This is a genomic window from Nodularia spumigena CCY9414, assembly GCF_000340565.2.
GTDB classification, from domain to species: Bacteria; Cyanobacteriota; Cyanobacteriia; order Cyanobacteriales; family Nostocaceae; genus Nodularia; species Nodularia spumigena.
On the sequence record NZ_CP007203.1, the window covers coordinates 3002599 to 3028967 of the forward strand.

The 26369-nt window shown below is 41.7% G+C and carries 22 protein-coding genes and 4 pseudogenes; 12 read left to right on the top strand and 14 right to left on the bottom strand.

What is annotated here, in order from left to right; all coding sequences use genetic code 11:
* Window positions 1-124 precede the first annotated feature (124 nt).
* The 4 genes and pseudogenes from cobT to NSP_RS26925 form a co-directional block, all read right to left on the bottom strand.
* Window positions 125-1237, bottom strand: a complete 1113-nt coding sequence (gene cobT, locus NSP_RS13010) for a nicotinate mononucleotide-dependent phosphoribosyltransferase CobT (RefSeq protein WP_006197996.1) — start codon at window positions 1235-1237, stop codon at window positions 125-127.
* Between the two features lie 4 nt (window positions 1238-1241).
* Window positions 1242-1967, bottom strand: coding sequence for a DUF2232 domain-containing protein (locus NSP_RS13015; protein ID WP_006197995.1), 726 nt, complete (start codon window positions 1965-1967; stop codon window positions 1242-1244).
* 77 nt (window positions 1968-2044) lie between these two features.
* On the bottom strand, window positions 2045-2746 hold the full coding sequence (locus tag NSP_RS13020; RefSeq protein ID WP_006197994.1) for a Crp/Fnr family transcriptional regulator: 702 nt from the start codon (window positions 2744-2746) through the stop codon (window positions 2045-2047).
* A 400-nt stretch (window positions 2747-3146) separates the two neighbouring features.
* Window positions 3147-3323 (bottom strand): annotated as a pseudogene (locus tag NSP_RS26925) (RNA-guided endonuclease TnpB family protein); the annotation flags it as partial.
* A 455-nt stretch (window positions 3324-3778) separates the two neighbouring features.
* Between NSP_RS26925 and NSP_RS13025 the strand changes: the two are divergent.
* Entirely contained in the window at window positions 3779-7786 is a 4008-nt protein-coding gene (locus NSP_RS13025) for a hypothetical protein (RefSeq protein ID WP_006197993.1), read from the top strand.
* Between the two features lie 163 nt (window positions 7787-7949).
* Here the strand turns inward: NSP_RS13025 and NSP_RS13030 are convergent, their stop codons facing one another.
* The 6 genes from NSP_RS13030 to NSP_RS13055 form a co-directional block, all read right to left on the bottom strand.
* A complete protein-coding gene (locus NSP_RS13030; protein WP_042202714.1) occupies window positions 7950-8777 on the bottom strand; it encodes a carbohydrate ABC transporter permease in 828 nt (275 codons plus the stop codon).
* A gap of 19 nt (window positions 8778-8796) precedes the next feature.
* The gene (locus NSP_RS13035) at window positions 8797-9342 is read right to left on the bottom strand and encodes a 5-formyltetrahydrofolate cyclo-ligase (protein ID WP_017804130.1); all 546 of its coding nucleotides are present in this window, start codon (window positions 9340-9342) and stop codon (window positions 8797-8799) included.
* A 94-nt stretch (window positions 9343-9436) separates the two neighbouring features.
* Window positions 9437-10381, bottom strand: a complete 945-nt coding sequence (locus NSP_RS13040; protein ID WP_006197990.1) for a GDP-L-fucose synthase family protein — start codon at window positions 10379-10381, stop codon at window positions 9437-9439.
* Window positions 10382-10404: 23 nt separating this feature from the next.
* On the bottom strand, window positions 10405-11481 hold the full coding sequence (gmd, locus tag NSP_RS13045; protein WP_006197989.1) for a GDP-mannose 4,6-dehydratase: 1077 nt from the start codon (window positions 11479-11481) through the stop codon (window positions 10405-10407).
* Between the two features lie 1033 nt (window positions 11482-12514).
* A complete protein-coding gene (locus tag NSP_RS13050; protein WP_006197988.1) occupies window positions 12515-13297 on the bottom strand; it encodes an undecaprenyl-phosphate galactose phosphotransferase family protein in 783 nt (260 codons plus the stop codon).
* A 109-nt stretch (window positions 13298-13406) separates the two neighbouring features.
* Window positions 13407-14552 (bottom strand): glycosyltransferase, encoded by a 1146-nt coding sequence (locus tag NSP_RS13055; protein ID WP_006197987.1) that lies wholly within the window; start codon window positions 14550-14552, stop codon window positions 13407-13409.
* A gap of 336 nt (window positions 14553-14888) precedes the next feature.
* On the opposite strand from NSP_RS13055, the gene NSP_RS13060 reads away from it, so the two are divergent.
* From NSP_RS13060 to rfbB, 3 genes are all read left to right on the top strand, one after another.
* A complete protein-coding gene (locus tag NSP_RS13060; RefSeq protein ID WP_006197986.1) occupies window positions 14889-15827 on the top strand; it encodes an NAD-dependent epimerase/dehydratase family protein in 939 nt (312 codons plus the stop codon).
* A gap of 74 nt (window positions 15828-15901) precedes the next feature.
* Window positions 15902-16783 carry an SMP-30/gluconolactonase/LRE family protein gene (locus NSP_RS13065; protein WP_006197985.1) on the top strand — a complete coding sequence of 294 codons (882 nt, stop codon included), beginning with the start codon at window positions 15902-15904 and terminating at the stop codon, window positions 16781-16783.
* Window positions 16784-16909: 126 nt separating this feature from the next.
* The gene (gene rfbB / locus NSP_RS13070) at window positions 16910-17989 is read left to right on the top strand and encodes a dTDP-glucose 4,6-dehydratase (RefSeq protein ID WP_006197984.1); all 1080 of its coding nucleotides are present in this window, start codon (window positions 16910-16912) and stop codon (window positions 17987-17989) included.
* A 52-nt stretch (window positions 17990-18041) separates the two neighbouring features.
* Here the strand turns inward: rfbB and pgsA are convergent, their stop codons facing one another.
* Together pgsA and NSP_RS13080 are read right to left on the bottom strand one after the other, a co-directional pair.
* Window positions 18042-18557, bottom strand: a complete 516-nt coding sequence (pgsA, locus tag NSP_RS13075; RefSeq protein ID WP_006197983.1) for a CDP-diacylglycerol--glycerol-3-phosphate 3-phosphatidyltransferase — start codon at window positions 18555-18557, stop codon at window positions 18042-18044.
* Window positions 18554-19117 (bottom strand): Uma2 family endonuclease, encoded by a 564-nt coding sequence (locus NSP_RS13080; RefSeq protein ID WP_006197982.1) that lies wholly within the window; start codon window positions 19115-19117, stop codon window positions 18554-18556. Before NSP_RS13080 ends, pgsA begins: the two co-directional genes overlap by 4 nt.
* 157 nt (window positions 19118-19274) lie before the next feature.
* Between NSP_RS13080 and NSP_RS13085 the strand changes: the two genes are divergently transcribed.
* The 8 genes and pseudogenes from NSP_RS13085 to NSP_RS26300 all read left to right on the top strand — a co-directional run.
* Entirely contained in the window at window positions 19275-20684 is a 1410-nt protein-coding gene (locus NSP_RS13085) for an aspartate ammonia-lyase (protein ID WP_006197981.1), read from the top strand.
* Between the two features lie 240 nt (window positions 20685-20924).
* Entirely contained in the window at window positions 20925-21896 is a 972-nt protein-coding gene (locus NSP_RS13090) for an Npun_F2552 family protein (RefSeq protein ID WP_006197980.1), read from the top strand.
* 235 nt (window positions 21897-22131) lie between these two features.
* Window positions 22132-22440, top strand: a complete 309-nt coding sequence (locus NSP_RS13095) for a hypothetical protein (RefSeq protein WP_006197978.1) — start codon at window positions 22132-22134, stop codon at window positions 22438-22440.
* On the top strand, window positions 22361-22747 hold the full coding sequence (locus tag NSP_RS13100) for a hypothetical protein (protein WP_231859462.1): 387 nt from the start codon (window positions 22361-22363) through the stop codon (window positions 22745-22747). Before NSP_RS13095 ends, NSP_RS13100 begins: the two co-directional genes overlap by 80 nt.
* A gap of 616 nt (window positions 22748-23363) precedes the next feature.
* Entirely contained in the window at window positions 23364-23549 is a 186-nt protein-coding gene (locus NSP_RS13105) for a TLTLP motif-containing protein (RefSeq protein ID WP_006197976.1), read from the top strand.
* A 361-nt stretch (window positions 23550-23910) separates the two neighbouring features.
* On the top strand, window positions 23911-24423 hold the full coding sequence (locus NSP_RS13110) for an inorganic diphosphatase (RefSeq protein WP_042202713.1): 513 nt from the start codon (window positions 23911-23913) through the stop codon (window positions 24421-24423).
* 149 nt (window positions 24424-24572) lie between these two features.
* Window positions 24573-24956 (top strand): aspartate 1-decarboxylase, encoded by a 384-nt coding sequence (gene panD, locus NSP_RS13115; RefSeq protein ID WP_006197974.1) that lies wholly within the window; start codon window positions 24573-24575, stop codon window positions 24954-24956.
* Window positions 24957-24968: 12 nt separating this feature from the next.
* A pseudogene (locus NSP_RS26300) lies at window positions 24969-25286 on the top strand (hypothetical protein); the annotation flags it as partial.
* A gap of 71 nt (window positions 25287-25357) precedes the next feature.
* Here NSP_RS26300 and NSP_RS27510 read toward each other — a convergent pair.
* Window positions 25358-25642: pseudogene (locus tag NSP_RS27510) on the bottom strand (hypothetical protein); the annotation flags it as partial.
* 4 nt (window positions 25643-25646) lie between these two features.
* Window positions 25647-26180, bottom strand: a pseudogene (locus tag NSP_RS27515) (LysR family transcriptional regulator); the annotation flags it as partial.
* Between the last annotated feature and the right edge of the window lie 189 nt (window positions 26181-26369).

Here is a 26369-nt window from a genome sequence, read left to right on the forward strand (position 1 = left end):
ATTTGCATTTGGAATGGGACTTTGGCGGCTGAATTTTTGATAGCAATTGTCATAATTTATCAGTTAAGAGACATAATTGGGTTGAATCCCTGACTAAATTTGCGTGTTAACAGTTTGTTAACTGTTAACTGTTCACTGATTTAAGCCGTTCTAGTTGAGCTTCAATGGCAGTTAATAGTTGATGTTGTTGCCAATTTTGCCTCAGAGAAGCAGCGATACAAGCAGCCCCAGCCCCTATACCTTCTTTGACAAAGCCCTGCTCATAAGCTTGGAGTTGGGGATAACGAGAATTAGCAAAACTTAACTGAGTGGCAAGTAGGGGAGGGATTGTTTTACCTAAACTGAGAGCTAAATCAACGGTGCTACCAGTGGGATCTTCTGCTACCCAACGGGTTGTACCTACGACGACTTCTGTTGGTTGCCAAGATAAATCATAAGTATCAGCGATCGCACTTATTAAAGCATAAACTGCCAGCATTTGTGTACCACCCGCCAGCAAAACACCACAATTGCGACTAGCGGCGATCGCCATTCCCGCCACCACCACCTGCATCGGATCACCTACCGCAGCCACGATTTCTAAGGGATCTAATAATTTTCCCCCAGATGCCCTCATCCTCTCCAGCCCCGCTTGTACCACCGCCCACTTTTGTGTATGATTACAAACAGGGTGGCTACTGTTGACTTTTCCCACTGCGTCTACACCCAAGCCAGTTAAAATTCCCAGAGCGGTTGTAGTACCTCCGACAACGCACTCACCTAAAATCACATACCCTTGTGGAATATTGGCAGCCAGGCGCTCTCCCCACAGTAGCCCTTGCTTCAGCAAGTGGTGTACCGTTGTGATGTTCATAGCAGCACCTTCACTTAAACACTTAGCTGGAGAACCCCCCAAATCAATCACTGGCACAGCCGGAGGCTGAGGTAAGCCAGCATTAAACAAATAGACTGGAATATTCAGCGCCTCAACAACAGCACGAGAAATTAGCACAGGTGAAGCACCCGCAGTCAGTGGTGGTAAGGGATAGAGAGGTTTTCGTCCAGCCCCATAATATAAAAACTCAGCATCAGCACAAGCTGTATACTTTCTATCTTCTGGAGTGCTACCAGCCGCAGAAATGCCCGGAATTAGACCAGTATCAGTAAAACCTAAAACACAGCCAAATACAGGTAAACATTCCCTATACTTAGCAATCCATTCTTCACCTTGTTTTATTTGGGTATAAATACGAATCAATTATTCAACCTTCATAATCCATAAGAACCTGTACCCATTCTGGCGGACGGGGAATAGGATTTCCCAAGCGATCCAATAACAGCCATGCTGCCAGGTGTACCATAAACAGATAAATAAAATTATTCAGCACAATTAAAGCCACGGCTCCTACTTGTATCAAAAACAAACTAGGACTAGCTAATAATTCCAGCCTCAGAAATGCCCACTCTATCAATTCTGTTACCTGGTTAATCACATAAACCCACAGGTCTTCACCCGACAACACAGACAGCAACCACAGCCGAAAAAACACCCCTAATGTACCCAAAAGTGTACCCAAAGTAATAGATACAATCCAGGGGACACGACGATGCCATGTTGCCCCTAACAGCACACCCATAAAAGCAAAAGGCATAACAAATAATAGACTACGAACAGGCCCCATCAGCACTGATAGTAACAACCCGGAAGTAACAGCAGCCATCCACGCCGCTCTTTTGCCCCAGCGCAGGTAAACTAAAGCGATGGGTACGGGAAAAAATATCCGTAATACTGGCCCCAAAGGAAAATAGAAATTAATAAACCAAATCAAGCTAGCTGCACTGGCTAAAAATGCTGTTTCCACCATTCTTAAAGGCGCATCAACTTTTAGTCTAGGTCGCGTCAACTGCTCTGGTTCTAAGTGTTTGTTGAGAGAGTTGGGAAATTCAGGAGATGGGTTTTCATCTGGGAGAGAATCTGAAATGCTCATGGTGAAAAAAGTAACGACTTTGCCGTAAGTCCTCCACTATAGACAGTAATCCGAATCAGTGATTAGCGATCGGTATTTTACACGATCATTTTTTCCAGAGCTGACAAATCAGGAATACAAATGATCTCTGGATATTTTGTAATTAACCCTTTTTTTTCTAGCCTTGTTAATACTCTTGTAACTGTTTCCCTAGCCAGTCCACTCAAACTACTCAATTCTCTGTGAGGTAAATTGGGAATTTCTGTACCAGTTTGCCCTTGTGTTCCCTGTCCTTCTGCCAAAAATAACAAAGTATCAGCTACTCGTGATTGACTATCAGATTCTCGCAATCGCAGGCGACGGTTGACTTGTCGTAAGCGTCGAGCCATTAATTGTGACAATCGCAGCCCCGCCAAGGGTTCTGTATGAAGTAACTTGACAAAATCCTGAGATGGCATACTACCAATCATCGTTGAAGTCAAGGTAATCACATCAGTGGAACGAGGTACTTCATCTAACGCCCCCATTTCACCAAACAATTCCCCTTTACCAATAATATTCAGTGTTACCTCTTTACCTTCCATATTGTAGGTACGAATTTTTACCCAACCATCTAATATAAAGTATACAGCACCACCCCAGTCATTCTCCAGCAGAATCACTTGGTTGGCAGGGTGTGTACGGGTAACAAGATGGGTCAGCGCTAATTCTATAGCGGCTGCTGGCAACCCTTGAAAAAAGGGAGCCGAAGAGATCATCCAGGCATTGCTGGTTGCTTGCAGGCTATATCGGTCTTCCATTACGGCATATTTATTAAAGCTGTTATATATAAAACACACAAAGCACTATATCCAGCTTAAACTATCAAAACACAACATTTTTACCAAATAGAACCACATTACATAACACACAAAAATTACACAATAGTGGTTTATTTGCGTCGTCAGTTGACAAGGAACGGCAAAACTCCACAAAGGACAGATGTTTACTGAGTCTTATTAAAAAATCAAATAGGAGTCCCATCGTTTAAAATTATTTAAATCTTTTGCACACAGTATTTTATAGAATCTGGGATCATTCTTTGGGAGTCAACTGCATGGCAAATTTTATGACGGCAAAATATAAACAAACAATATCAATGATACTCAAGATTTTGACATCTTCCCCACCTTACTTCGTTGAAGGTGGGGATTCCAAAGATCACTCCTTGGGTTTCCTCTTTCCACGACCCGACTTACTTGGAGGAGTTTCCCCACCCAAGCAGAGGCCGATGTCTCCAGAGGCGTTATTAGTTCCGACGTGACCCGCCGTACTCAATCCGAGTTCTAATATATTTCGTGCTGCGTTCCAATCCCTATCTTGGGTATGCCCACAATAACGATTCTTCGAGAACGTAGAGATTTTAACCCACCTTTCATCCCCTCCCTACTTCCTTGAGGGAGGGGCATTCGGTGGTTCATGGTAAAAAATGCCCCCTTGCCATTCAGCCACGGGTTAGCTACATTAATTGCTCATGTAGGCGCAAAACTGGAGCATTTTTTGGATGTTTTTTCTAACTAGACACGTCCTTGAAGCTGTAACATCGCATTTATGGTGAGACGGCAAAGCACCTTGTATAAAAATAGATTCAAAATACTTTTGTATTTCTAGATTTGAAATAGCCGTCAATTTAATCGTCTAAAACTAACGCTGATTGATGACCGACAAGTCTATGAGTCATCCATAACATAATTCCAACCAGGAGTTTCCAGGGTTCCCACCTGCGGAAATTTCGTAATTGTTCAGTAATGCTCATAAAAGTTAAAGTACAGTTCTATCTAAGGTAATTTAAAGTGACTTCCCGCGCAGATGAAATTCAACAACTGATTGCAGACATTGACAATTTACTCAACAGCAGTGGTAAACGCCTGTCTAGGCTTTTGTCTAATCAAACGCCGGAAACCAGAGAGGTTTTAGAAAAAATTCGGAATTTCCTGGTCCAGCAACGAGAAAATGAGATTTTAGATAGTAATGAGCAAAACCAGCTGACTGGAGAGGTGCAAAGGTCGCCTTTGTTAGAGAAATTTGTCAATAAAGCTAATAGCCAATTATCAGCACAGCAAAACCAACCTGACGAGGAACAAGATAATTCACTATTACAGCAGCAATTAAAAAGCGAATTATTGACATTAATACAGCCTTTGCAAGCAGAATTAGCCACAATGATGCAGGAGAGGGCGACTCTTGTACAGGAAATTAGGCAGCTAGAGCAAAGGAGACTGCACAACCACTCGTTAAGCCAGCAGTGGGCTAACCAGGAGCAGATGATTTCCGAATTTTTGCAGTTGCTTATAAGCCGCATTCCATCTAATTTAACGCCACAGATAGGAGATAATATAGTTAATTACTCCAGTTCTGCCAGTACGAATAATCAGAGGAACACAGAAGTAGCATCTTCGGCGAGTCAATCTTTCTTAGAAACATCGGAACAGGCGGAGCGGTTAACACATCTGACTAGGGAACTGGATCAACGTCTATTATCCCTTGATGGGACTGTGAATTTCGTCTTTGAGGCACTACAGCGCAATATTAATACTTATCACGAGTCCTTAAGCCAGGGGTTGGCGAGAATGCACAGTAGGGGTGTGCAGGGCGAGCAGTTAATGGTGAACTTTCTGAATAATTTAACGCAGGTCTTGCAGCAACAAGCCCCTATGACTGTGTTATCTTTTCCGGAGTTAGAAGCACAAAATCAACCCCTATCTCCACCAGCGTCATCAAATCCGGAAGCAAATACGATTGCGCCACCAGCAATACAACCAGATGATCATATAAGTGATCAAACAAGTCAATTGTGGGGATTTATAGCGCCAGAGGCTTCGTCTTCACTGATATTTAATGAGGAAGAGGAAGAGAAAGACGAAGATGTGGTAATTACAGATGATCTGGATGCAATGCTTTTGGAGCTTGGTGTAGATGATTCTCTATCATCTAGTAATACTGTCAGTGAAGTACAGCAGGATGATTTGGAATTAATTGGTAATGAAGTGGATCAACTTTATGCCAGTTTATTGGAGACTGATATTACTAATCCCGGCTTTGATGTAGAAAATTTATCATCGTCGAATATTGCACAGACTATACCAGCATCTCCCATTCCTGCATTAGAACCAGAGTTTATCCCAGAAGATAATATTGCAGAGGCTACACCTGCATCTGTATCTCCCATTCCTGCATTAGAACCAGAGGTCATCCCAGAAGATAATATTGCAGAGCCTACACCTGCATCGCTAATTCAACCAGTGCAAAAGGTTCCAGATCCTTGGTTGGAAACAGCAGATACAGAATCACAGTCATGGAAAGAATTGTTTTTTGAGGAACATACCAATCCGCCAACAGAAGTTGGATTGGCTGAGAGTTTCCCCATGCAGCCAAGCAGTGCTGATACAATTACATCTCTGAGTGACTTATTTGCTGATGTTGGTGGTGAAGAGCCGGGTTTGGAAACAGCAGCAGTAATAGCCCCGCAGACAATTAGCCAGCAGTCGGAAGTAGTGGTTGATGAGCAGGAGCAGGAGTATTTAGATAACTACATTCAGGCTTCGCCAGAAGAAAATTTGCTGTCTCCAGAGGAGAGCCAGTCTGGGAATTTGCCGGATATTACTCTGGATGAAGAGCAGATGCAACAGTTGAATCAGGATTTAGCCAATTTTGATGATATGCTGAAGCCTGATTTGAGTTTAGATATTTTTGCAGATTTTGAAGATAGCATAGATCAGCAAGTTCTGAGTGATTCTGAGAGAGCAAATTTTGCTGAATCTGGTGTGGATGTATTCCAGGTTAACCCGATATCTTGGCCGCAAACAGAAGCTGATTTAGATTTTAGTCCCACAACCCCAACACAAGAGCAAGTTATAAGTGCGGGGAAAGAAAGTTCTTTAATTTCAAGTTCCCAATCTGTAAATAATACAGATGTTTCGCAGAATATGCTCGATTCAGTGTGGCATCTCGGACTGGATGTGGGTACAACTGGAATTTCTGCGGCATTGTTGAATCGCTCTACTTCTGTGGTTTATGCTATCTGCTGGTCAGCAGAAAACCCACTGGGAGTTACTTCGTTTGCGCCATCGTTTCGTTTACCAGCAGAGGTTTATCTGCCGAGTGCTTCTGTAGCTCCAGGAGAGAGGGAAAACACACAAGCACAGGCGGCGGAAAATCAAAATTATAATTCTTACTCAGTACAGTTGAAGCCGTATTTACAGGTAGCTATCCCATATAAGAATGAACAGCAAAAATGGGAACCTGTATTGCAGTTCAACAAATTTTCTGCGGGACCTTTAATTTGGGTGGTGCGATCGCTTTCTAAGTTACTGTTGACTTTAAAATCAGATCGCCAGAGTACAACTCAAGGTTTAATCGCTAGTGCTGTGGGTTTAAATGAAGAAACTTTCCATAACATTATTAATAATCTGGCTGGTGTGATTTGCACCTGTCCATCTAGCTGGTCAGAACAATATCGCTTTAATGTGCGAGAAGCTGTACTAACTAGCAAATTAGTCGAACATCCACAACAAATATTTTTTGTGGAGGAAGCGATCGCTAGTTTATTGAGTATACTCGATAGCCCTGATGGTGAAACAGTCCAAATCAGCGATTCCCAGGGTTTACATCCAGCCAAATCTAGCGATAATTCTCTAATTGGTAACACCTTTGTCATTAATATTGGTGCAACTACCACAGAAATGGCACTGGTTGATTTACCAGATGACCTACAGCAATTGACGCACAATGATTTCATGCTCCATAGTTTTGCTTACGCTAGTAACGCAATTGAGCAAGATATTATCTGCCAATTACTGTTTCCTCCCAAATATCGGCAAACCCGCGACCTGAACCAGCCAGATAATGAAACAATTACCAAAAATCCTTGGCAATGGCAACCTGCTGTTCCTGATTTAGATCAAATGCGTTGGGAAAGTTTGGGATTGGAAGAATTAGATTTACCGCAATTAGGGGAACCGGATATCACTGCTCGGATTCGTCTCCAGCAGAGGTTAGAAAGTTCGTTGTTAGGACAGGCGGTGCTAGATGCAGCGCTGGCTTTAAAGCTAATTTTACAACAGCAGGAATCCTTTACTTTGGAATTAGCGGATCAACGGTGGGTATTACAGCGCCGAGACTTAGAAAACCATGTATTTATCCCCTTTGTCCGCCGCTTAAACCGAGAATTCAACAAGTTGTTAGTGGCTCGTGGTATACCTACCGAAGCGATTAATCAAGCTATTTTAACTGGCGGGGTGGCTTCTTTAGGAGCGGTGAATAATTGGCTATGGCAAAAATTGCCTAACACCAAAATTATTCAAGATTCATATCTCGGTGAAAACGGCGCTCCCAATTGTAGTCGGGTAGCCTATGGTTTGGCGATGTTACCTTTGCATCCCCAGGTTTTAGAAGAACCTAAGCAACAGTACACCGACTATTTTCTGTTTATGGAATTACTGCGGCTTTTACCAGATAGAACTTTATCTTTTGGTGAAATTCTCCAGTTATTTGAGGGTTGTGGGATTAATACAAGTATTTGTCAGCAACGCTTATTGGCTTTCTTGTCTGGTGAGTTACCTGCGGGTTTGATACCTGCAACGCCATATTCTAGCTGGGTTAGCCACAGTTCTGAGAATAATTCTGACTACCAGGCGATCGCATCTGCACCACTGTTTGAAAAGCAAGGAAATCTCACTTATCGTCCCAATTTACCACAAGTGCTAGTTTTGCGCCGCTATCTAGATGCTATCAAAGCCAGTAATCAGCAACCGATGGAGGAACCTTACACGGTGAATTTTGCTTTGGAAGTGACTCAATAGTAGTTAGGAAGGGTATGGCTGAACGCGTCGCGGGAGAGTCCCACCTCTGGTTTCGACGACGCAATTCGTCTAGTTGTAAAGGCGGGTTTACCAATATGTTGGTTAATCATCAATCATATCTCTAAACCCGCCCCTACTGGTTGAACTAAGAATCCCAGTCAATTTACCCCTTGACACCACTACCAGTTTCTGTAGGTACAATGTAACGCTGTAAAAATAAAAATAATAGCAGGATTGGGGCAATAGAAATTATGGAACCAGCAGCTACTAAGCGCCAGTCTAAAGAAAATGTACCCTCTAACTTTGCGACTCCCAAGGGTAAGGTATATAAACTTTCATCTTGGATGACAATTAACGGCCAAAGAAAGTCGCTCCAAGCACCGATGAATACGAAAATAGACAAGGTGACTAATGCTGGGCGAATTGCTGGTAACATAATATGCCACCATAAGCCTAACTCAGAACTACCATCCATGCGGGCAGCTTCTTCTAGTTCTTTGGGGACACCTATAAAAGCTTGTCGCAGTAAAAAAATGCCAAAAGCTGATGCTAAACTGGGAAAAATGATCCCTAAATAAGTATTTCTTAAACCTAATTGGACTGTCAAAATATACAAAGGAATCATGACGATTTGAAACGGAATCATGATTGTAGAGACGATGGCAAGAAAAATGGCGTTTCGCCCCACAAATGACAGTCTGGCTAAGGGGTAAGCAGCTAAAGCACAAAACAGGACATTTAAACCCACAGTCAGCACTGCCACTAAGGTACTGTTATAGAGGTATTGTGCAAAAGGTAGCGATCGCCAGACAGTAAAGAAGTTATTGAGTGTGGGTTGACTGGGTAATAACTGCGGCGGCGACTGTAAAATATTTTCTGTTGGAGACTTCAAAGCTGTACTGATGAGCCACAGCAAAGGAAAAAGCATCACCAGTGCGATCGCGCCTAATAACCCGTAGATTAAAATAATTTTCAGTCGTGAGTTGGGCATTTGCAAAATAAAATTAGATTCAAGTATAGTAGTTTTCACTAATAACAGATTGTAAAGGTTTATCCCAACTTTCAATAGGTAATTGGGATAAATAAGCAAAATCAAAGACAACACCTATAGTAGGCGTATTTGCCCAATCCGGTGAACTGAGTAAACGATCATAATATCCACCACCATAACCCAGACGATATTTGTCATAGTCGCAAGCCACACAGGGAACCAGAATCAAATCAACCTCCGCAGGTGTGATACTTGGAGCGTGGGGTAATGGTTCAGTAATACCAAAAGCACCGACTTGAAGAGAATCGTCAGGTTTCCAGATATGCCAATCAAGAGACTTACCAACGCAGCGTGGAAAGCCCCAATTATAATGATAATCTGTAAACAAGAGACTCAAATCAGGTTCTTGACGAAAGCTAAAATAAGCGAGTATTGTTTTAGCTTGACGAAATAGAAGAGAACCTTGCAATTGTATACAAATGCGATCGCTACGTTCCCGCCATTCTCCCACAGACATTGATTGCCGTTTTTGTATGAGACTCCGACGTAAATCAACCTTCCCCATGCAAAAAACCTCCGCGTACCTCTGCGCTTACCTTAGCGCTCCTCTGCGTTAAAAAACAAAAAAGGTGGGCATCCCATCGCCCACCCCAAAAGAGCTATACAGCGTTTTGTCGATACCACTCAATCGTATTTTTTAGCCCTTGCCTAAAACTGACCTGAGCCGTAAAATTAAAAGCCTGTTTAGCCCGTTCAGTATCCAAACAGCGCCGGGGTTGACCATTGGGCTGATTCGTTTCCCAGACAATTTCACCATCAAACTCCATCAATTCGCAGATCAGAGTAATTAAATCACGGATAGAGATTTCCTCACCGGTTCCCAAATTAACCGCTTCCGAGTCATTGTAGGATATAGTACCCATAACAATGCCGCGCGCCGCATCTTCTGAATAGAGAAATTCACGGGTAGGACTACCATCACCCCAAACAGGAAGTTGTTTTTCTCCTTTGATTTGGGCTTCGTGTACCTTGCGAATTAAAGCCGGAATCACGTGGGAACTGCTGGGGTCAAAATTATCTTCAGGGCCGTATAAATTTACTGGTAACAAGTAAATGCCATTGAAGCCATACTGTTGACGGTAAGATTGTAATTGCACTAAAAGCGCCTTCTTGGCAATTCCGTAAGGAGCGTTAGTTTCTTCTGGGTAGCCATTCCAGAGGTCATCTTCTTTAAATGGTACTGGTGTAAATTTGGGATAAGCGCAAATTGTACCCACACAGACAAATTTGGCGACTCCAGCTTGATAGGCTGCGTGAATCAGTTGAGTACCCATAATCAAGTTATCGTAAAATAACTCTGCGGGTTTTTCGCGGTTGAGACCAATACCGCCGACGTGAGCTGCTAAGTGGATAATTATGTCTTGTTGGTCAACTGCACGCTGGCAATTTTCCATGACACGTAAATCATGTTCACGCGATCGCGTGACTGTAATTTTCGCACGATCAGCCCCAGCTTTACACAGTTGCGAAATCACCTGACGGCCGAGAAAACCAGCGCCACCAGTCACGAGAATCCGGTTATTTTCTAGTTCTAAGGCGGTCATAATTTTATGATGTTGCGGATAAATCAGAAATGGAGATCGCCGAGTTCTTGACGAATAGTAGCCATATCATCAGAAGCTATACCATTGCCATTGGGTGAAGTATGACCCAAAGCTTGTAAATCTGCTTCTACCATGAGAGCCACCAATTCGTCAAAGGTGACTGAAGGTTCCCAACCCAGCTTTTGTTTGGCCTTGGTAGGATCACCAATTAACAAGTCTACTTCTGCCGGACGGATATAGCGATCGTCAAATTTGACATAATCTTCCCATTTAAGGTTGACATAACCAAAAGCTTTTTCTAAAAATTGCCGCACCGAGTAAGTTTCACCAGTCGCAATTACGTAGTCTTCCGGCTGGTCTTGCTGCAACATCAGCCACATTGCCCGCACGTAATCCTTAGCATAGCCCCAATCTCGTTTGGAATCGAGATTACCCATATAAATTTTCTTCTGTTTACCAGCCACAATTTTGGCGACTGCTCTGGTAATTTTGCGGGTGACAAAAGTTTCACCCCGACGTGGTGATTCGTGGTTAAACAATATGCCATTACAAGCAAACAAATTATAAGACTCACGGTAATTCACCGTTTGCCAGTGGGCATAAACTTTAGCACAAGCATAGGGGCTGCGGGGATAAAACGGCGTAGTTTCGCTTTGGGGTACTGCTTGCACTAAACCAAACATTTCCGAGGAACCTGCTTGATAGAAACGCACCTGAATTCCTGTGCGTTTCTGGTAGTCACGGATGGCTTCTAGTAAACGCAGTGTTCCCATTCCTACTGCGTCAACTGTATATTCCGGTGAATCAAAGCTGACTCTAACATGAGATTGAGCGCCCAAATTATAAATTTCTGTGGGCTGAACTTGTTCTAAAATTCTGCGTATGGTCGTACCATCGGTCAAGTCGCCGTAGTGAAGAAACAACCGCGCTCCCTCTTTGTGAGGGTCTTCGTACATATGATCGATGCGGTCTGTGTTGAAGGTAGAAGTCCGGCGAATAATACCATGCACCTGATAACCTTGCTCTAGCAAAAACTCACTGAGGTATGAACCATCTTGACCAGTAATACCAGTAATTAACGCGCGCTTTTTTTGGTTCATGTTCAATAATTCCTTTTTATCGTTGATAGGACTTACGCACTGTACAAATTTCTGATTTTGTGCATTAACGGAAATATGTCATTTCAGGCTTTTATCAATCATCCCTTGATAAATAGCGTAGGCGTAGCCCGCCGCAGGCATCGCCTAAAAAGTGTGGAAAAATCAAGGTTGAATGCCTGAAATCCATACCCCCTATTTGGTTTGTCCTGTCAATGCGTAAGTCATAGTTGATTAAATAGTTACAGTCACATTTCTACAAACTACCAGATCAAGGGTAGATTCCCTGATGGGAAACCAACTAATTTTAATAGTTAACAGAGCTAGTCCTAACTAAACAGGACTTACGCAAATTTATGAAAAAACGAACCACGTTCGCGAAGCGTCTCCCCTTGGGAGAAGGACACAAAGGACACAAAGTCAAGAGGGTTTCAGAGAGTTCTTGCGTAAGTCCTAACTAAATATACTGGTTAAAAAGTAATTTCGCAAATTAGCCCTAAGCAGGTTAACTTAACAGCAACCTGATAGGTTGTTTGTTTTTTATAGGACTTACGCACACTCTACATTTTCTTGGCGTTCTTCTCCCTTGGCGCTAGCCTCTCCCTTTGGGAGAAGGGGAGACGCTACGCGAAGGCGGCTTGGCGGTATGCGCTTCGCGCACGCTACGCGAACGATAAATCAAGATTTTTGGCAATTATTGCGTAAGTCCTGTTTTATTAGGACTTACGCAAAAACTCTATCAAACCCTTATTCCTCTGTGTTCTCTGCGTCTGGTGTGGTTCGTTTTTTCATAATTTTGCGTAAGTCCTGTTTATATTGAACAAAAATTAATTATGCTATGGGTAGTAGGGGCGGGTATGACTACGCCATGCAAGCTATCACAGATATTCATGATTACCGGGGATATTGGTAAACCCGCCCCTACTGATGATGAGTAACTACTCGCCGCCGCTCCCCGGCTTCTGTGGTCAGGGTTTGGGATGGTTTTTCCCGGAGAAATTACCCAAAGGGTTGCGTGTAAAGTTTTGGTTCTTCTTCAGTAGGCTCCGTTATTTTTGGGTATAATAACCACATCGATTGTTTTAAATATTATCCATAAATCCAGCCAAAAGTTTCTAAATTTGACATAATGCAGGTCTATTTGGACTCTTCGTGGGTAAGGAATGTCATTACGTCCAGAAACTTGCCATAATCCAGTAATTCCTGGACGGATGGTTAAAATATGATCAATGTGACAACCATATTTAGGAAGTTCTGAAGCTACTAAGGGGCGGGGGCCAACAACACTCATATCTCCTTTGAGAACGTTCCAGAACTGGGGAAATTCGTCCAAGCTGGTAATTCGTAAAAATTGACCAATTTTGGTAATCCGGGGGTCTTGTTTCAGCTTAAAACTGCTCTCGAATTCTTGACGCAACTGGGGGGATGTTGCCATCATTTGCATGAGCATTTCGTCGGCATTGCTGACCATTGTCCGGAATTTAATACAATTGAAGGTCTTGTAGTTTTTGCCTACCCGTTTCTGGATATAAAAAATTGGGCCTTCTGAGCTAAAAGCAATCAGCAAGGACAAAATTAAATAGACGGGGAAGAACAAAATCAACACCAACAGAGAAAACACTATATCAAACAGTCGTTTAGCGAACTCTCCGTTTAAACCCTGAACAGACAAACCTTTGGGTTTGAGCTTAGGCGTTTTGGTTTTTTGGCCGCGTCTTAAAAAAGTACGCGTAGACGCGCTAGTATCTTGCCGTTGGGCTTTGTCATTCTTGAAGGGTAGGTATCGCTTGCCGGAGAGGAGTGATCTCTGGGCAGTCATCATACTCCTTAATAATCCACACCACACATAGTCCCAATCTTAAAGCCAAAATGAATTGCTTCTGGGGATAAATTGCCAAAAGCCCACAAAACAAGGAATTAAATTGGGTTCATCGCTTTGAGGAGGTTTTTTCTTGGTTGCATTGCTCTATAAATTTGAGATAGCGCTCGGCAAAAACTTGTAATGAAAACTGGGAAGCGTGCGATCGCATATACTCAAGATTGAAAGCATTTTGATAAATTTCAAATTTTTCTACTGCCTCCATTACAGCTGCTTCTGTTTGTGTTCTGAAAAATATCCCCGTGGCTGTATCCACACAAGATCGTAAATCTCGGACTGTTTCTAAAGCACCTCCTGCACCGTAAGCAATCACTGGAGTACCACAAGCTTGTGCTTCAACTAAGGCTATGCCAAAATCTTCACAAGCTGCATATACAAACGCCTTAGCTTCGGCCATATATTTTTTTACCACATCATCGGGTTGCCATCCCAATATTTGAATATTAGAATTGGCTAACTCGCGAATTTTTGGCATTTCTGGCCCTGTACCAATGATTACCAATGGTAGTTGTAATTGATTAAAAGCTTTGACTATTAAAGATACTTGTTTGTAACTGACTAACCGGGAAACTGTGAGATAAAAATCTGCTTTATGAGGCAAAAATGGCAAATTATCTACATTCACAGGGGGATAAATGACTGTTGCTTCTCGGCGATAGCAGCGCCAAATCCGACGAGCTGTGTGCTGGGAATTAGCGATGAAGTAATCAACACGATTAGCACTCAAGACATCCCACTGGCGCAAACGATGCAATAAATACCGAGTTACCCAGCCAGCTGAACCCGTTCCTAACTTACTTTGGTGCAGGTAATCAAAAGTTAAGTCCCAAGCATAGCGCATGGGGGTATGGCAGTAACAAATATGCAACTGATCGGGGGTTGTGAGAACTCCTTTAGCGACAGCGTGGGAGGAGGATAAAATTACCTCATACTGGCGTAAATCCAATTGTTCAATGGCCAATGGCAACAAAGGAAGGTATTTTTGCACACCATTACGAGCATAAGGCAAGTGTTGGAGAAAGGTTGTGCCAATCTGACGTTGGTATAAATAACTTTCAGGATTGCTGGATTCAAAATCAATTAGGGCGTATAAATTGGCATCAATGTGATTCAGAATTTCCTGCACAACTAGTTCTGAACCGCCTGTGGCTTTTGGTGTCAGCCACTCATGAACCAAAGCGTATTTCAAGGACACAGCGAACTTTTATAGATGGAAAAAACTTAGCAATTTACGGGTTAACTGAAAAGTTTTTTGTGAACGAGAAATGGGAACTGCCCCAGATTGAGGATAAGACGTAATTTTATCAAAAGAGTTTCCTGATGGATACTGCAACCTGATAACCTCAAATTAGGGAGTGGGAAGAGGCAGAGGGGCAGGGGGCAGGGTGCAGGGGAGAAGAGAATAGGTTGTTAAGCAGTCGTCCGTGTAAAGTAATTTCCAACTCACCCCTGCTCCCCCTCTTCTTCTGGGGATGGGGAACCTCTAGCCTCTGGCTCCAGAAAAGACGTAAACATTAAAAACAGGGAATTTATGCGAATTTTGATCATGGGTGGTACTAGGTTTATTGGTGTTTACCTGACTCAACTGCTGGTAGAACAAGGACATGAGGTTGTATTGTTCAATCGTGGTAATCGTCCAGTACCTCATTTGCCGGGAGTAGGACAAATTATAGGCGATCGCACTAACGCCACTCAATTAAAAGAAAAATTATCATCAGAAAAATTTGATGTAATTTTTGACAATAATGGTCGCGAACTTACTGATACTCAACCATTAGCAGAAATTTTTCAAGACCAAGTGCAACATTTTGTTTATATGAGTTCGGCGGGGGTGTATCTTAAATCTGACCAATTACCTCACATAGAAGGCGATACAGTCGATCCGAAAAGTCGTCACCGGGGTAAGCATGAAACTGAAGCTTACTTGATGCAGCAGAATTTACCTGTTACCTCGATTCGCCCCACGTATATTTACGGGCCGCAAAATTATAACGATTTGGAAAGCTGGTTTTTTGATAGAATTGTACGCGATCGCCCTATACCGATTCCGGGAAATGGCTTACATATTACCCAGTTAGGTCATGTCAAAGATTTAGCCACGGCGATGTCACAGGTAATTGGTAATTCACAAGCCATAAGACAAATTTATAATATTTCAGGCGATCGCTTTGTCACCTTCGATGGTTTAGCCCGTGCTTGTGCGGTAGCGGCTGGTAAATCACCCGATGCAGTCAAAATTGTGCATTACGACCCCAAAAAATTCGATTTTGGCAAACGTAAAGCTTTCCCCATGCGAGTGCAGCATTTCTTCGCCTCTGTGAACAAAGCTATGACAGAATTAGCTTGGCAACCCGAATATGATTTAATTTCCGGGCTGGCTGATTCCCTAGAAAACGATTATCTGAAAACTGGGCGGGATAAAGCTGAGGTTGATTTCTCTATGGATGAAGAGATTTTGCAAGCTGTCTAGAGATTTTCTATCTTTGGCTTTCTGTGTTCTAGTAACATGGAAAGTCAATTTTAATAGCCTAATTACAATAGACTATGACGGAATTATTACCAAATTCACTCCATAACGTGTTAGAGGTGCGCGCCCGGTTAGCCGAAGGCCCCATCTGGGATTCTACACAGCAGTTGCTGTATTGGGTTGATATTTATAACCATCGAGTACATAGATTTTATCCGGCTACAGGCAAAGATGAGTATTTTGATGTGGGAGATGTGGTTGGTGCAATATCACCAGCAGGGGATAATCGCTTAATCATCGCATTGCGCCATCAATTGGCATTCCTAGACACTCAGACGGGCTTAGTTACCACAATTATCGAAATTGAACCTGATAGACAAAACAACCGCCTTAATGACGGTAAATGCGACCCTCAAGGACGTTTTTGGTTTGGTTCCATGTCTTCAGAAGCAACTCAAGCCAATTTGTACCGTTATGACCATGATGGTTCACTACATATCATGGAAACAGGACTAACTATTTCTAACGGTTTGGGTTGGAGTCCTGATCAAAAAACATTTTATTTGACTGATTCTCCTCAACAAAAAATCTACGCTTACGATTTTGACTCGGCGACAGGTAATATTAGTAATCGGCGGATTGTGGTTGATTTAACTAATGAATCCTTCTATCCTGATGGGTTGACTATCGATAGCGAAGGCTACATTTGGTCAGCTATGTGGAATGGTTGGTGTGTGATTCGTTTTAGCCCCAGTGGTGAGGAAGTATTCAGAATACAGTTACCTGTCCCATTGGTGACTAGCTGCACTTTTGGAGGTGAGGATTTGCAAACACTTTATATTACTACGGCTTCTGTGGGACTCCAGCAAGATGAAATTGACAAAAGTTTCTATTCTGGTGATTTGTTTGCTTTCAAGTCTGAGGTTTCTGGATTACCTACATACGGTTTTCAGGGTTAGTTGGTTATTTGAAGATGAACGAACCGCAAAGGGCGCAAAGTACACGAAGGTAAGAGGGGAAAGGAAGAGTTAGTTGCTGATTTACAATTTATTTTCAAATAAACGAATTGGATTTTTTGAGAAGATATGTTAACGATATTAGTTACAGGTGGGGCGGGTTTTATTGGTGCTAATTTTGTCCTCCTAGCAAGACAGTTAGGATGGGCTAATGTAATTAATTTGGATAAGTTAACTTATGCTAGTAATTTAGGAACTTTAGCTGAGTTACAAGGTGATAAAAATTATCATTTTGTCCAAGGAGATATTGGTAATTTAGAGTTAGTCGGTTATTTATTAGAAAAATATCAGCCAGATGCAATTATCAATTTTGCTGCTGAAAGTCATGTTGACCGTTCTATTTTGAGTCCTGAAGATTTTATTCAGACTAATGTAGTCGGTACATTTAAGTTATTAGAAGCAAGTCGATTTTATTGGCAAAAATTATCAGCTTCAAAACAGTCAGAATTTCGCTTTCTGCACGTCTCTACAGATGAAGTATACGGCTCACTTAATCCGAAAGATCCAGCTTTTTGCGAAGATACACCCTATGCACCCAATAGTCCTTATGCAGCATCTAAAGCAGCTTCTGACCATTTTGTAAGAGCTTATTATCACACTTATGGATTCCCTACTTTAACAACAAATTGCTCTAACAATTATGGTCCGCGTCAGTTTCCTGAAAAACTGATTCCTTTGACTATCCTTAATGCTATGGAAGGTAAATCATTACCTATATATGGGGATGGACAAAATATCAGAGATTGGCTTTATGTTATCGACCATTGCGAGGCTATTAACCTAGTTTTGCAACAGGGAAAAGTTGGCGAAACTTATAATATTGGTGGAATTAACGAAAAAACTAACTTGATAGTTGTGGAAAAAATTTGTGCAATTATCGATGAATTAGCGCCTAAACCTGATTTTTCCCACTCTTCATTAATTACCTTTGTCAAAGACCGTCCGGGACATGATCGAAGATATGCAATTGATTGTAGTAAAATTAGTGATGAATTAGGTTGGCAACCTCACGAAAATTTCGATAGTGGTTTATTCAAAACTGTGCAATGGTATCTCAATAACTCTGATTGGATTAATCAGGTACGTTCAGGAGAATATAAGTCATGGTTAAAACAAAACTATGAAAATCGTGTTGGGGGTAAGAGTTAAACGCAAAGGGGCGCAAAGGTGAACGCAAAGTTGCGCGGAGAGGGAGTTATGGTTAAGTGGGATTTTTTGCAGGTGGAATGAGATAAATTCCTCCGGAAATTAAGGTTAATGCTACAGAAATCCAAAAAGCAATCATAGAGGGAGTTTCCCAAAGGGTAGATAAGGGTGCAATTAACAGCGATATGGCTATGATTTGACTAACTGTTTTCAGTTTACCCCAAATATTCGCCCCTGTGATTGTCGTTTGATTTACTCGCCACCCGGCGATCGCCAATTCCCGTGCTAAAATTACAAACACGCCCCAAGCTGGAATACGTTCTAGTTCAACTAACACCAATAACGGCGCAAGTACCAGTAATTTATCTACTAAAGGATCAAGAAATTTACCCAAATCAGTAATTTGGTTGAGTTTTCGCGCCAAATAGCCATCTAACCAGTCAGTTAACGCTGCGACTAAAAATATTGTTAAACATATCCATCTGGCTTGGGGTGTGGGATTATATAATCCATACAGTAAAAATGGGATTCCCAAAAGTCGAGAAAATGTAATCGCGTTGGGTAAATTCATAATTTTAAACAATCAAATAATTGCCCTAATGTCAACTGGAAATCACCGACTAATTCGGGTACTGGTAATATATCTTGTTCATTTTCTAAAAATATTGGTTGCTGATTATGTGGATAAACTAAAACGTTATGTTCTTCTGGGTCAATTAACCAACCTAAGCTAGTACCATGATTTAAACAATGTAAAATATTTCTGGTAACTTTGATTGTACTTTGTTGAGGAGAGAGGATTTCAATTGTCCAATCTGGATAGGTATTAAACACATTGGCAATATTGCCTTTTTCATCAACAGGAATTCTCCCCCATGCAAATACAGCCACATCTGGAACAATAGAGCGTTCGCCAAATGTACAGCGTAATTCTGGAAAGGCTAAAGCGATTTTGCGAGGTTTGACTACATTATTAATTGTAGTAACTAATTCACCTTGAATTGTACTATGTTTACCTTGATGCATGGGTTTTTGAATGATTTCGCCGTTGATATATTCACTGGCTGGTTCGGTTTCTGGTAATTGCAAAAATTCTTCTAAACTTATTTGGCGAGTTGGTGTTTTTATCATAATATTTTCCTGATGCTATTTAACATCAAGTTTAGCTTAAATAAACTTGTTTGATTTTCGGCTGCGTGTCTATGGTGCGAAACAAAATATCACCAAATTGAGTTTTTAGTCTATTTGCATGGCATGATCTGTATTTTGAGATTATGAAAACAAGACTATGACTGAAAATACAGATTTTCGGATTGAACGCGATTCAATGGGCGATCGCCAAATTCCCGGTAGCGCTTATTACGGCATTCAAACACTACGGGCGATAGAAAACTTCCAAATTAGCGGCATTGAGCCTTTGCCTACTTACGTAGATGCCTGTCTGATAATTAAAAAAGCTACCGCCACCGTTAACGGCGAATTAGGTTGTATTCCCCAGGATATCAGTGAAGCAATTATCCAAGCTGCTAATGAAATCCTGGCGGGAAATTTACGAGATCAGTTTGTGGTTGATGTCTATCAAGCGGGTGCGGGAACTTCTCACCACATGAATGTTAATGAGGTTTTGGCAAATCGGGCTTTAGAAATTCTCGGCGATGAAAAGGGTAATTACAAAAGGGTTAGCCCCAACGACCATGTAAACTACGGACAGTCTACCAATGATGTGATTCCCACAGCTATCCGCGTTGGTGGCTTATTAGCACTTACCCACACATTACAGCCAGCTTTAGAAAAGGCGATCGCATCTTTAGAAAACAAAGCTGTACAATTTCAAGATATCGTCAAATCTGGCAGAACCCACCTACAAGATGCTGTACCTGTGCGTTTGGGTGAGAATTTCCGGGCTTGGGCGCAGATATTATCAGAACACCAAAACCGCATCTATACAGCCTCTGGGGATTTAATGGCGTTGGGTTTGGGTGGAAGTGCGGCTGGTACAGGAATGAATACACATCCCCAGTATCGCGCCCGTGTGGTAGAAGTTATTGCCCAATTTCTGGAATCGCCCTTAGAACCAGCACCCCATTTAATGGCTGCAATGCAGAGTATGGCTCCTTTTGTCAACGTTTCCGGGGCTTTACGCAACTTGGCACAGGATTTAGTCAAAATTTCCCATGATTTGCGGTTAATGGACTCAGGCCCCAAAACTGGTTTTAAAGAAATTCAACTCCCCCCAGTGCAACCAGGTTCTTCAATTATGCCGGGTAAATATAACCCAGTCATGGCAGAGATGACATCAATGGTATGCTTTCAGGTAATGGGATATGATAGTGCGATCGCCTTAGCAGCCCAAGCCGGACAATTAGAATTAAACGTAATGATGCCGCTAATTGGCTATAATTTGATTCACAGCATTGAAATACTCGGTAACACCATCGCCGCCCTCACCGAACGCTGTATTGAAGGAATTACCGCCGATAAAGAACGCTGTTTAGCCTACGCCGAAGGTAGTTTAGCATTAGTCACCGCACTGAACACCCACATCGGATATTTAAACGCTGCTGCTGTAGCCAAAGAATCTTTAGAAACAGGTAAATCTCTCAGACAAATTGTATTAGAACGAGGATTAATGACCGAAGACGAATTAGCCATCGTCTTAAACTTAGAACAAATGAGCGCCATTGTTCCTCTAACTTGACATTCTCCCCTCTCCTTTATAAGGAGAGGGGTTGGGGGTGAGGTTTCATGACAGCAGGTAAAATTTATTAATATAATGAAACATATATTAATCCAATATATTATCCATGCAGACACAAAAACCATCAAAAAGTCAAAATCTCCCCTCTCCTTTATAAGGAGAGGGGTTGGGGGTGAGGTTTCATGACAGATGATAAATTTCTTCATATAATTAAACATATATTAATGTCATATATTATCCATGCAGACACAAAAACCATCAGTCAGTCTAATTCGGGCTACCTCCTACGAAAGCGAGGCTTTACGAGCATCATTAGTCACCCTGCTGGAACCTTTGGGGGGGATGTCTGCCTTTGTCAAACCAGGAAATAGAGTATTACTCAAGCCCAATCTCCTCACAGGTTCCCGCCCTACAAAAGAGTGTACAACCCGGCGAGAACTGGTTTATGAAGTCGCCCAGATGGTCATAGCAGCTGGTGGTAAGCCATTTCTAGGCGATAGTCCCGCCTTTGGGAGCGCCAAAGGAGTCGCAGAAGCCAACGGCTATCTCCCGCTTTTAGAAGCATTGCATATACCTATCATTGAGTTTCACGGTAAGCGTTACCAAACAGTCAACGAAGATTTTAATCACCTGCGGCTATGCAAAGAAGCAATGGAAGCAGATGTTGTGATTAACTTACCCAAAGTCAAATCACATACACAGTTGACATTAACGATGGGGGTAAAAAATCTCTTTGGTTGTGTTCCTGGTAAAATGAAAGCTTGGTGGCACATGGAAGCAGGGAAAGATGCTAACCGATTTGGTGAAATGTTAGTAGAAACTGCCAGAGCAATTAATCCCAACTTAACTATTTTAGATGGTATTATCGGTCATGAAGGTAATGGACCGAGTGGTGGAGAACCTCGTAATTTAGGAATTTTAGCAGCCGCAGCCGATGTATTTGCTTTAGATAGGGCGGTAGTAGAAATTCTCAATGTCCCACCCGAACAAGTTCCCACAGTTGCAGCGTCTCAAAGGTTGGGTGTTTGTCCAGAATTAGCTGAGATAGAATTTCCTCATTTACAACCTGATTTACTCAAAATTGAAGATTGGCAATTACCAGATAAATTAATCCCAATTGATTTTGCCATGCCTCGTGTGATTAAGTCTACGTTTAAACACTTTTATATTAAGTTTCTCAAGGAACCGATGAGTGCTTATGGTAAAGGCTAAAGTGGTAAGTTTTACCGAATAACGCCAGCAATCGTAGGGTGGGTTAGGCGCATAGGGTAAACATGACACTCAACAAAAGAACTTTTTGGCGACGTAACCCACCTTCAACCGTCAATATTTGTGGTGGGTTAAGCTGTCGCTTTAGCGCAGCCATGCCCCTTGGGCTATACCCACCCTACGGTTGAGAAACCATGTATAATCTTTGAAGCGATACATAAAACCCAAGTGTTTACCAATGGCAAATAATCCGCAACAACCGGGAGAATACGATGCTGTACTTGGTGGTCAAAATCAAGCCCCAGAGAATGCAGCAGTTTTAGGTGGAATTCAAGGGGTAAAGTTACGGTTGAGTAACTCCAACCCAACGGTAAGAATTGCAGCACTGGGACAAGTTTTGAATTATGGAGAAGTGGGTTTAGATTTAGTAATTCAAGCTTTAAATGATGAGTCACTACAAGTACAAGATGCAGCTTATTCGTTTCACCCAAATATCCCAGACACCACGACAACTATTATTATGGGATATCGTCACCGGTTGGGATGACAACGGTAACGATAAAAATTCAGTCATGGGTGCATTAGCAAGAATAGCCAAAGCACCCGAAAATACCACCACAATATTTGTATTGCGAGACATACATTTTATCCTCAAAAACCCCGACACCGAAAAAAATGCTCCCGTAATTCGCGCCATCAAAAACCTGACACGACAACTCAAACGCACCCGCCAAACCCTCATCCTCACCAGTCATATATTAACCATTCCCCCAGAACTAAAGACTAAAATCGCTATTAAACTAGCAGGCTTGACTCAGACTCTACCTATATATAGATTGACAAAAGCGAGGTAGTATTACTCAGATTTAGCTTTGATGATGCAGAACCTTTTTTTGGTGCGATCGCTGCATAAATACGAGATAATCTGGCTGTATTCACTGTATTTATGCGGTATTACTTCATTTGTGTAATAGTTAGTTTTACATAGTCTTACTGATTTTTGCATACCTGAGATTTAACTACAGGGCTATTGTTAAAAAAATATTTATTTTTATGTAAAATTTCGGTGACTTTAAATGTAACTAAAACTAGCTAAATCGCTAAAACTACGCTGACAAGGTGATTTGAAGATGTTACTATAGTATCATGGTTCGCTAATTCAGGTGAATAATTAATATATGCTCAGATAAAAAAAAGTGATTTATTATGCCAATAGTTAACCTATTCTTAACCCGTAAATCACAAATTACAGTCCAGAATGTAAATTATTAGTCACGCAGTCAAGATACCAATGGTTTTTTGTAACTTTGTATCAAAAATGGCAGTTATAAAGCTGCTATTATGAAATTGACAAAACTGGGTGAACTTTTTGACTGCTACATAGTTAACAGTCAAAAAATAGTTAGAATAGCATCAACACTCTCTTCTTGAGAGTCAACCTCCAAAAAAAGTGACGAATTTCAAATTTGTATGGACGCAAATAGCCAGTCTGCCAACCCTCCCGATACATATTCCCATCGTTTGGCAGACATTGTGGGAACTGCGATCGCTCTAGTGACTCTAACACTACCTGTGTTTGTCATTGCCCACTATTCAACAGATGTTGCAAATAACCCGCAACCGCAAACCTATACACTGCCTATTCGTGGAAATTAAACAACAGTTGCAAGTAGCATTTCACAGCAAGTTCGCTCGCAGAAGGAGAAAACACCTTGTGATCTGATATTCTGGATGTGTAATTAACCCGGCATGATCTGAATCTGTATTGTCTTCTGACTGATTCAGATATGTGTAGCTCAAGTTTTTTGATTGATCATCAGTCGTAGATATCTGAGTAAAAAGCGTTGCGGGGAGTCCTGACAACGCTTTTTACTGTGGGAAGTTGACCTATACTTGCGATGTGGAACAATAATTGAAATGAATACCTTGGGAAGAAGTCCATCTTGGCTTTAAAATTCTACAGAAGGAGCCAAACTGAGTGCTACCTGAATTTACCCGTTATCAGAGGAGTTTTTCTGTGGACTTATCCCGTATTCCTGCTCAACCAAAACCTGGTATACTCAACGTTTTAATTGAAATCCCCGGCGGGAGTAAAAATAAATACGAGTTTGACAAAGACTTGGAAGCCTTCGCCCTAGACAGAGTGCTTTATTCTTCGGTACGATATCCTTATGACTACGGCTTTGTACCGAACACTTTAGCTGATGATGGCGATCCTTTGGATGGAATGGTGATTATGGATGAACCAACCTTTCCTGGCTGTGTAATTCCAGCACGACCCATTGGGATGTTAGAAATGATTGACGGAGGCGATCGCGATGAAAAAATTCTTTGTGTTCCTGACAAAGATCCGCGCTACGCTGGAGTAAAATCACTCAGAGACATAGCACCACACCGCTTAGACGAAATTGCCGAATTTTTCCGCAGTTATAAAAATCTGGAAAAGAAGGTGACAGAAATTCTCGGTTGGCAGGATGTTGACAAAGTTGCCGCCTTAGTAGAAAAATTCATCAAGGCTGCTCAAGCATAATGTAAACGTTATGAGTTATAAGTTGTGAGTTATGAGTTTTTATTTTTAACTCTTAACTTCTAACTCTTAACGGTTTATAACCTTTGTAGAGACACAAACAGCTTTCGCTGGTTGCGATTTGCAAAAAATTCTACAAAACTCTAAAAAAAATGCAGCGTACTGTCCTTTTAGCAAAAATTCATAACTGTACCCTCACGGGAGCAAATATTAACTACGTGGGTAGTATCAGCATCGATGAAGTTTTATTAGACAAAGCTGGCATTTTACCCTATGAGCAAGTGCAAGTAGTGAATAATGCCAATGGTGAGCGTTTTATAACTTATACAATACCTGCTCCCGCTAATTCCGGAATAATTGAACTCAATGGGGCAGCAGCACGTCTAGGCATTACAGGCGATCGCGTGATCATAATGGCTTACGGGCAGTTCACTCCAGAAGAGTTAAAAAATTACTCTCCTACAGTAGTCATTGTGGACGAAAAAAACCGACTTTTGGAAGTGCGGCACTACGATGACCTGCTCAGTAAGGTCTAATTGGCAAGGAAAATGTCAAATTTTGAGTTATCGGGTTTGCAAAGCTACGTAACAGAAGAGCCAATTATTCCCCTAAGTAGTCCTGTGGGTGAATTTCTGGTGAAATTTTGGGGTGTCAGAGGTTTGATTCCCACTCCATCCAGCAGCTTCCATTAAACAATGTCTGGGTGACCAAATGCTCCAGCCTTTGTTTCCTTATCCTTTACAGGCGATGCAATCTGAATTGCAATTCTACCACCTGAATCCGGGGAGTGAGGTAAAGTTAGATGATGTGATATTACCACCGCATTGATTAATCAAACTCAGAAATCAGTGGGTTTAGTATTATCGGTTGGGTAGCCAATGAAATTTGGGAAAAGTCTGCATTTAAAAAACTAATATTTTCCGCAAAGCATTAATGATCAGTGACATTCGCTCAAAGACTGTCTAAGCTCTTGGAGTTTGGTAGCTACCGCCCCATTATGAAGTAATTCTGCCGCTTTGCTTAAACCTGATGGCATATCTGAACAAATACCACTGCGCCAGAGATAAAAACCACCATTCCATAAGGCTGTTTGCATGAGTTCCCCAGGTTGACCGGCTAAAACTTCCTGGATTTGAGTCAACAATTCTGCGGTACTTCCTAAAGGTACATTCTTGCTAGTAATCCCATAATCATGGGGCGAGAGCAGCAATCTTTCTATCTCTTGGGGCTAGGGGATGATGGGCGGCTGTGAGGACTTCTATTGATTCTTCATATAATACTTCTACTACCATTTCTTTACCAGTAGTTAAGAAGCGATTATTCATGACAATTGCTAAATCTACTAGTCCATCTTTGAGGACTTTTAAAGCGCGATCGCTACCCAATGATGTAACCCGCAATTGTACTTCTGGATAATCATGACAAAATTTCTGTAACACTGGTGGTAAGTAGGAAGCACACAGCGAATGAATCGCCGCAATACAAAGTTCCGGTTGCTTCCCCTCCATTAAATCTGTTAATTCTTGTGTAGCAGTTTGCCACTCTTGGCATATTTTGCGGACACGAGGGAGTAAACATTCACCACCTAAAGTTAACTTGGCGTGACTGCTGCGGTGAAATAGTTCTACGCCCAGATCAGCTTCTAGTGACTGAATTTGCCGACTGATGGTCGATTGAGTCACTCCACATTTTCGGGCTGCTTGTTGGAAACTCCCGGTTTGGGCGATCGCCAGAAAGGCTTGTAACTGCTCTAGCCGCATTTTTATGTAGCCTGAATTACATTTATGGCCTTTACTAAATTAACGGTTTTTTATCTGCTATTTAGTAAAGTTGGTTACATTTTTTTTGCTCGATCTTTGTATCAATCTGGTTTTACTACTAACATTCTCAAACATTTTTTGCTAATTTCACCGAAAAAATACTTACTTATTCGATTTCCCGCAAATTAT

Bases quoted from the DNA above. Each gene is read 5' to 3' on its own strand.
- NSP_RS13015 (WP_006197995.1), bottom strand. From the start codon at position 1,967: ATGAGCATTTCAGATTCTCTCCCAGATGAAAACCCATCTCCTGAATTT.
- NSP_RS13020 (WP_006197994.1), bottom strand. From the start codon at position 2,746: ATGGAAGACCGATATAGCCTGCAAGCAACCAGCAATGCCTGGATGATC.
- NSP_RS13030 (WP_042202714.1), bottom strand. From the start codon at position 8,777: ATGCCCAACTCACGACTGAAAATTATTTTAATCTACGGGTTATTAGGC.
- NSP_RS13035 (WP_017804130.1), bottom strand. From the start codon at position 9,342: ATGGGGAAGGTTGATTTACGTCGGAGTCTCATACAAAAACGGCAATCA.
- NSP_RS13040 (WP_006197990.1), bottom strand. From the start codon at position 10,381: ATGACCGCCTTAGAACTAGAAAATAACCGGATTCTCGTGACTGGTGGC.
- gmd (WP_006197989.1), bottom strand. From the start codon at position 11,481: ATGAACCAAAAAAAGCGCGCGTTAATTACTGGTATTACTGGTCAAGAT.
- NSP_RS13050 (WP_006197988.1), bottom strand. From the start codon at position 13,297: ATGACTGCCCAGAGATCACTCCTCTCCGGCAAGCGATACCTACCCTTC.
- NSP_RS13060 (WP_006197986.1), top strand. From the start codon at position 14,889: ATGCGAATTTTGATCATGGGTGGTACTAGGTTTATTGGTGTTTACCTG.
- NSP_RS13065 (WP_006197985.1), top strand. From the start codon at position 15,902: ATGACGGAATTATTACCAAATTCACTCCATAACGTGTTAGAGGTGCGC.
- rfbB (WP_006197984.1), top strand. From the start codon at position 16,910: ATGTTAACGATATTAGTTACAGGTGGGGCGGGTTTTATTGGTGCTAAT.
- pgsA (WP_006197983.1), bottom strand. From the start codon at position 18,557: ATGAATTTACCCAACGCGATTACATTTTCTCGACTTTTGGGAATCCCA.
- NSP_RS13080 (WP_006197982.1), bottom strand. From the start codon at position 19,117: ATGATAAAAACACCAACTCGCCAAATAAGTTTAGAAGAATTTTTGCAA.
- NSP_RS13085 (WP_006197981.1), top strand. From the start codon at position 19,275: ATGACTGAAAATACAGATTTTCGGATTGAACGCGATTCAATGGGCGAT.
- NSP_RS13090 (WP_006197980.1), top strand. From the start codon at position 20,925: ATGCAGACACAAAAACCATCAGTCAGTCTAATTCGGGCTACCTCCTAC.
- NSP_RS13095 (WP_006197978.1), top strand. From the start codon at position 22,132: ATGGCAAATAATCCGCAACAACCGGGAGAATACGATGCTGTACTTGGT.
- NSP_RS13100 (WP_231859462.1), top strand. From the start codon at position 22,361: ATGCAGCTTATTCGTTTCACCCAAATATCCCAGACACCACGACAACTA.
- NSP_RS13105 (WP_006197976.1), top strand. From the start codon at position 23,364: ATGGACGCAAATAGCCAGTCTGCCAACCCTCCCGATACATATTCCCAT.
- panD (WP_006197974.1), top strand. From the start codon at position 24,573: ATGCAGCGTACTGTCCTTTTAGCAAAAATTCATAACTGTACCCTCACG.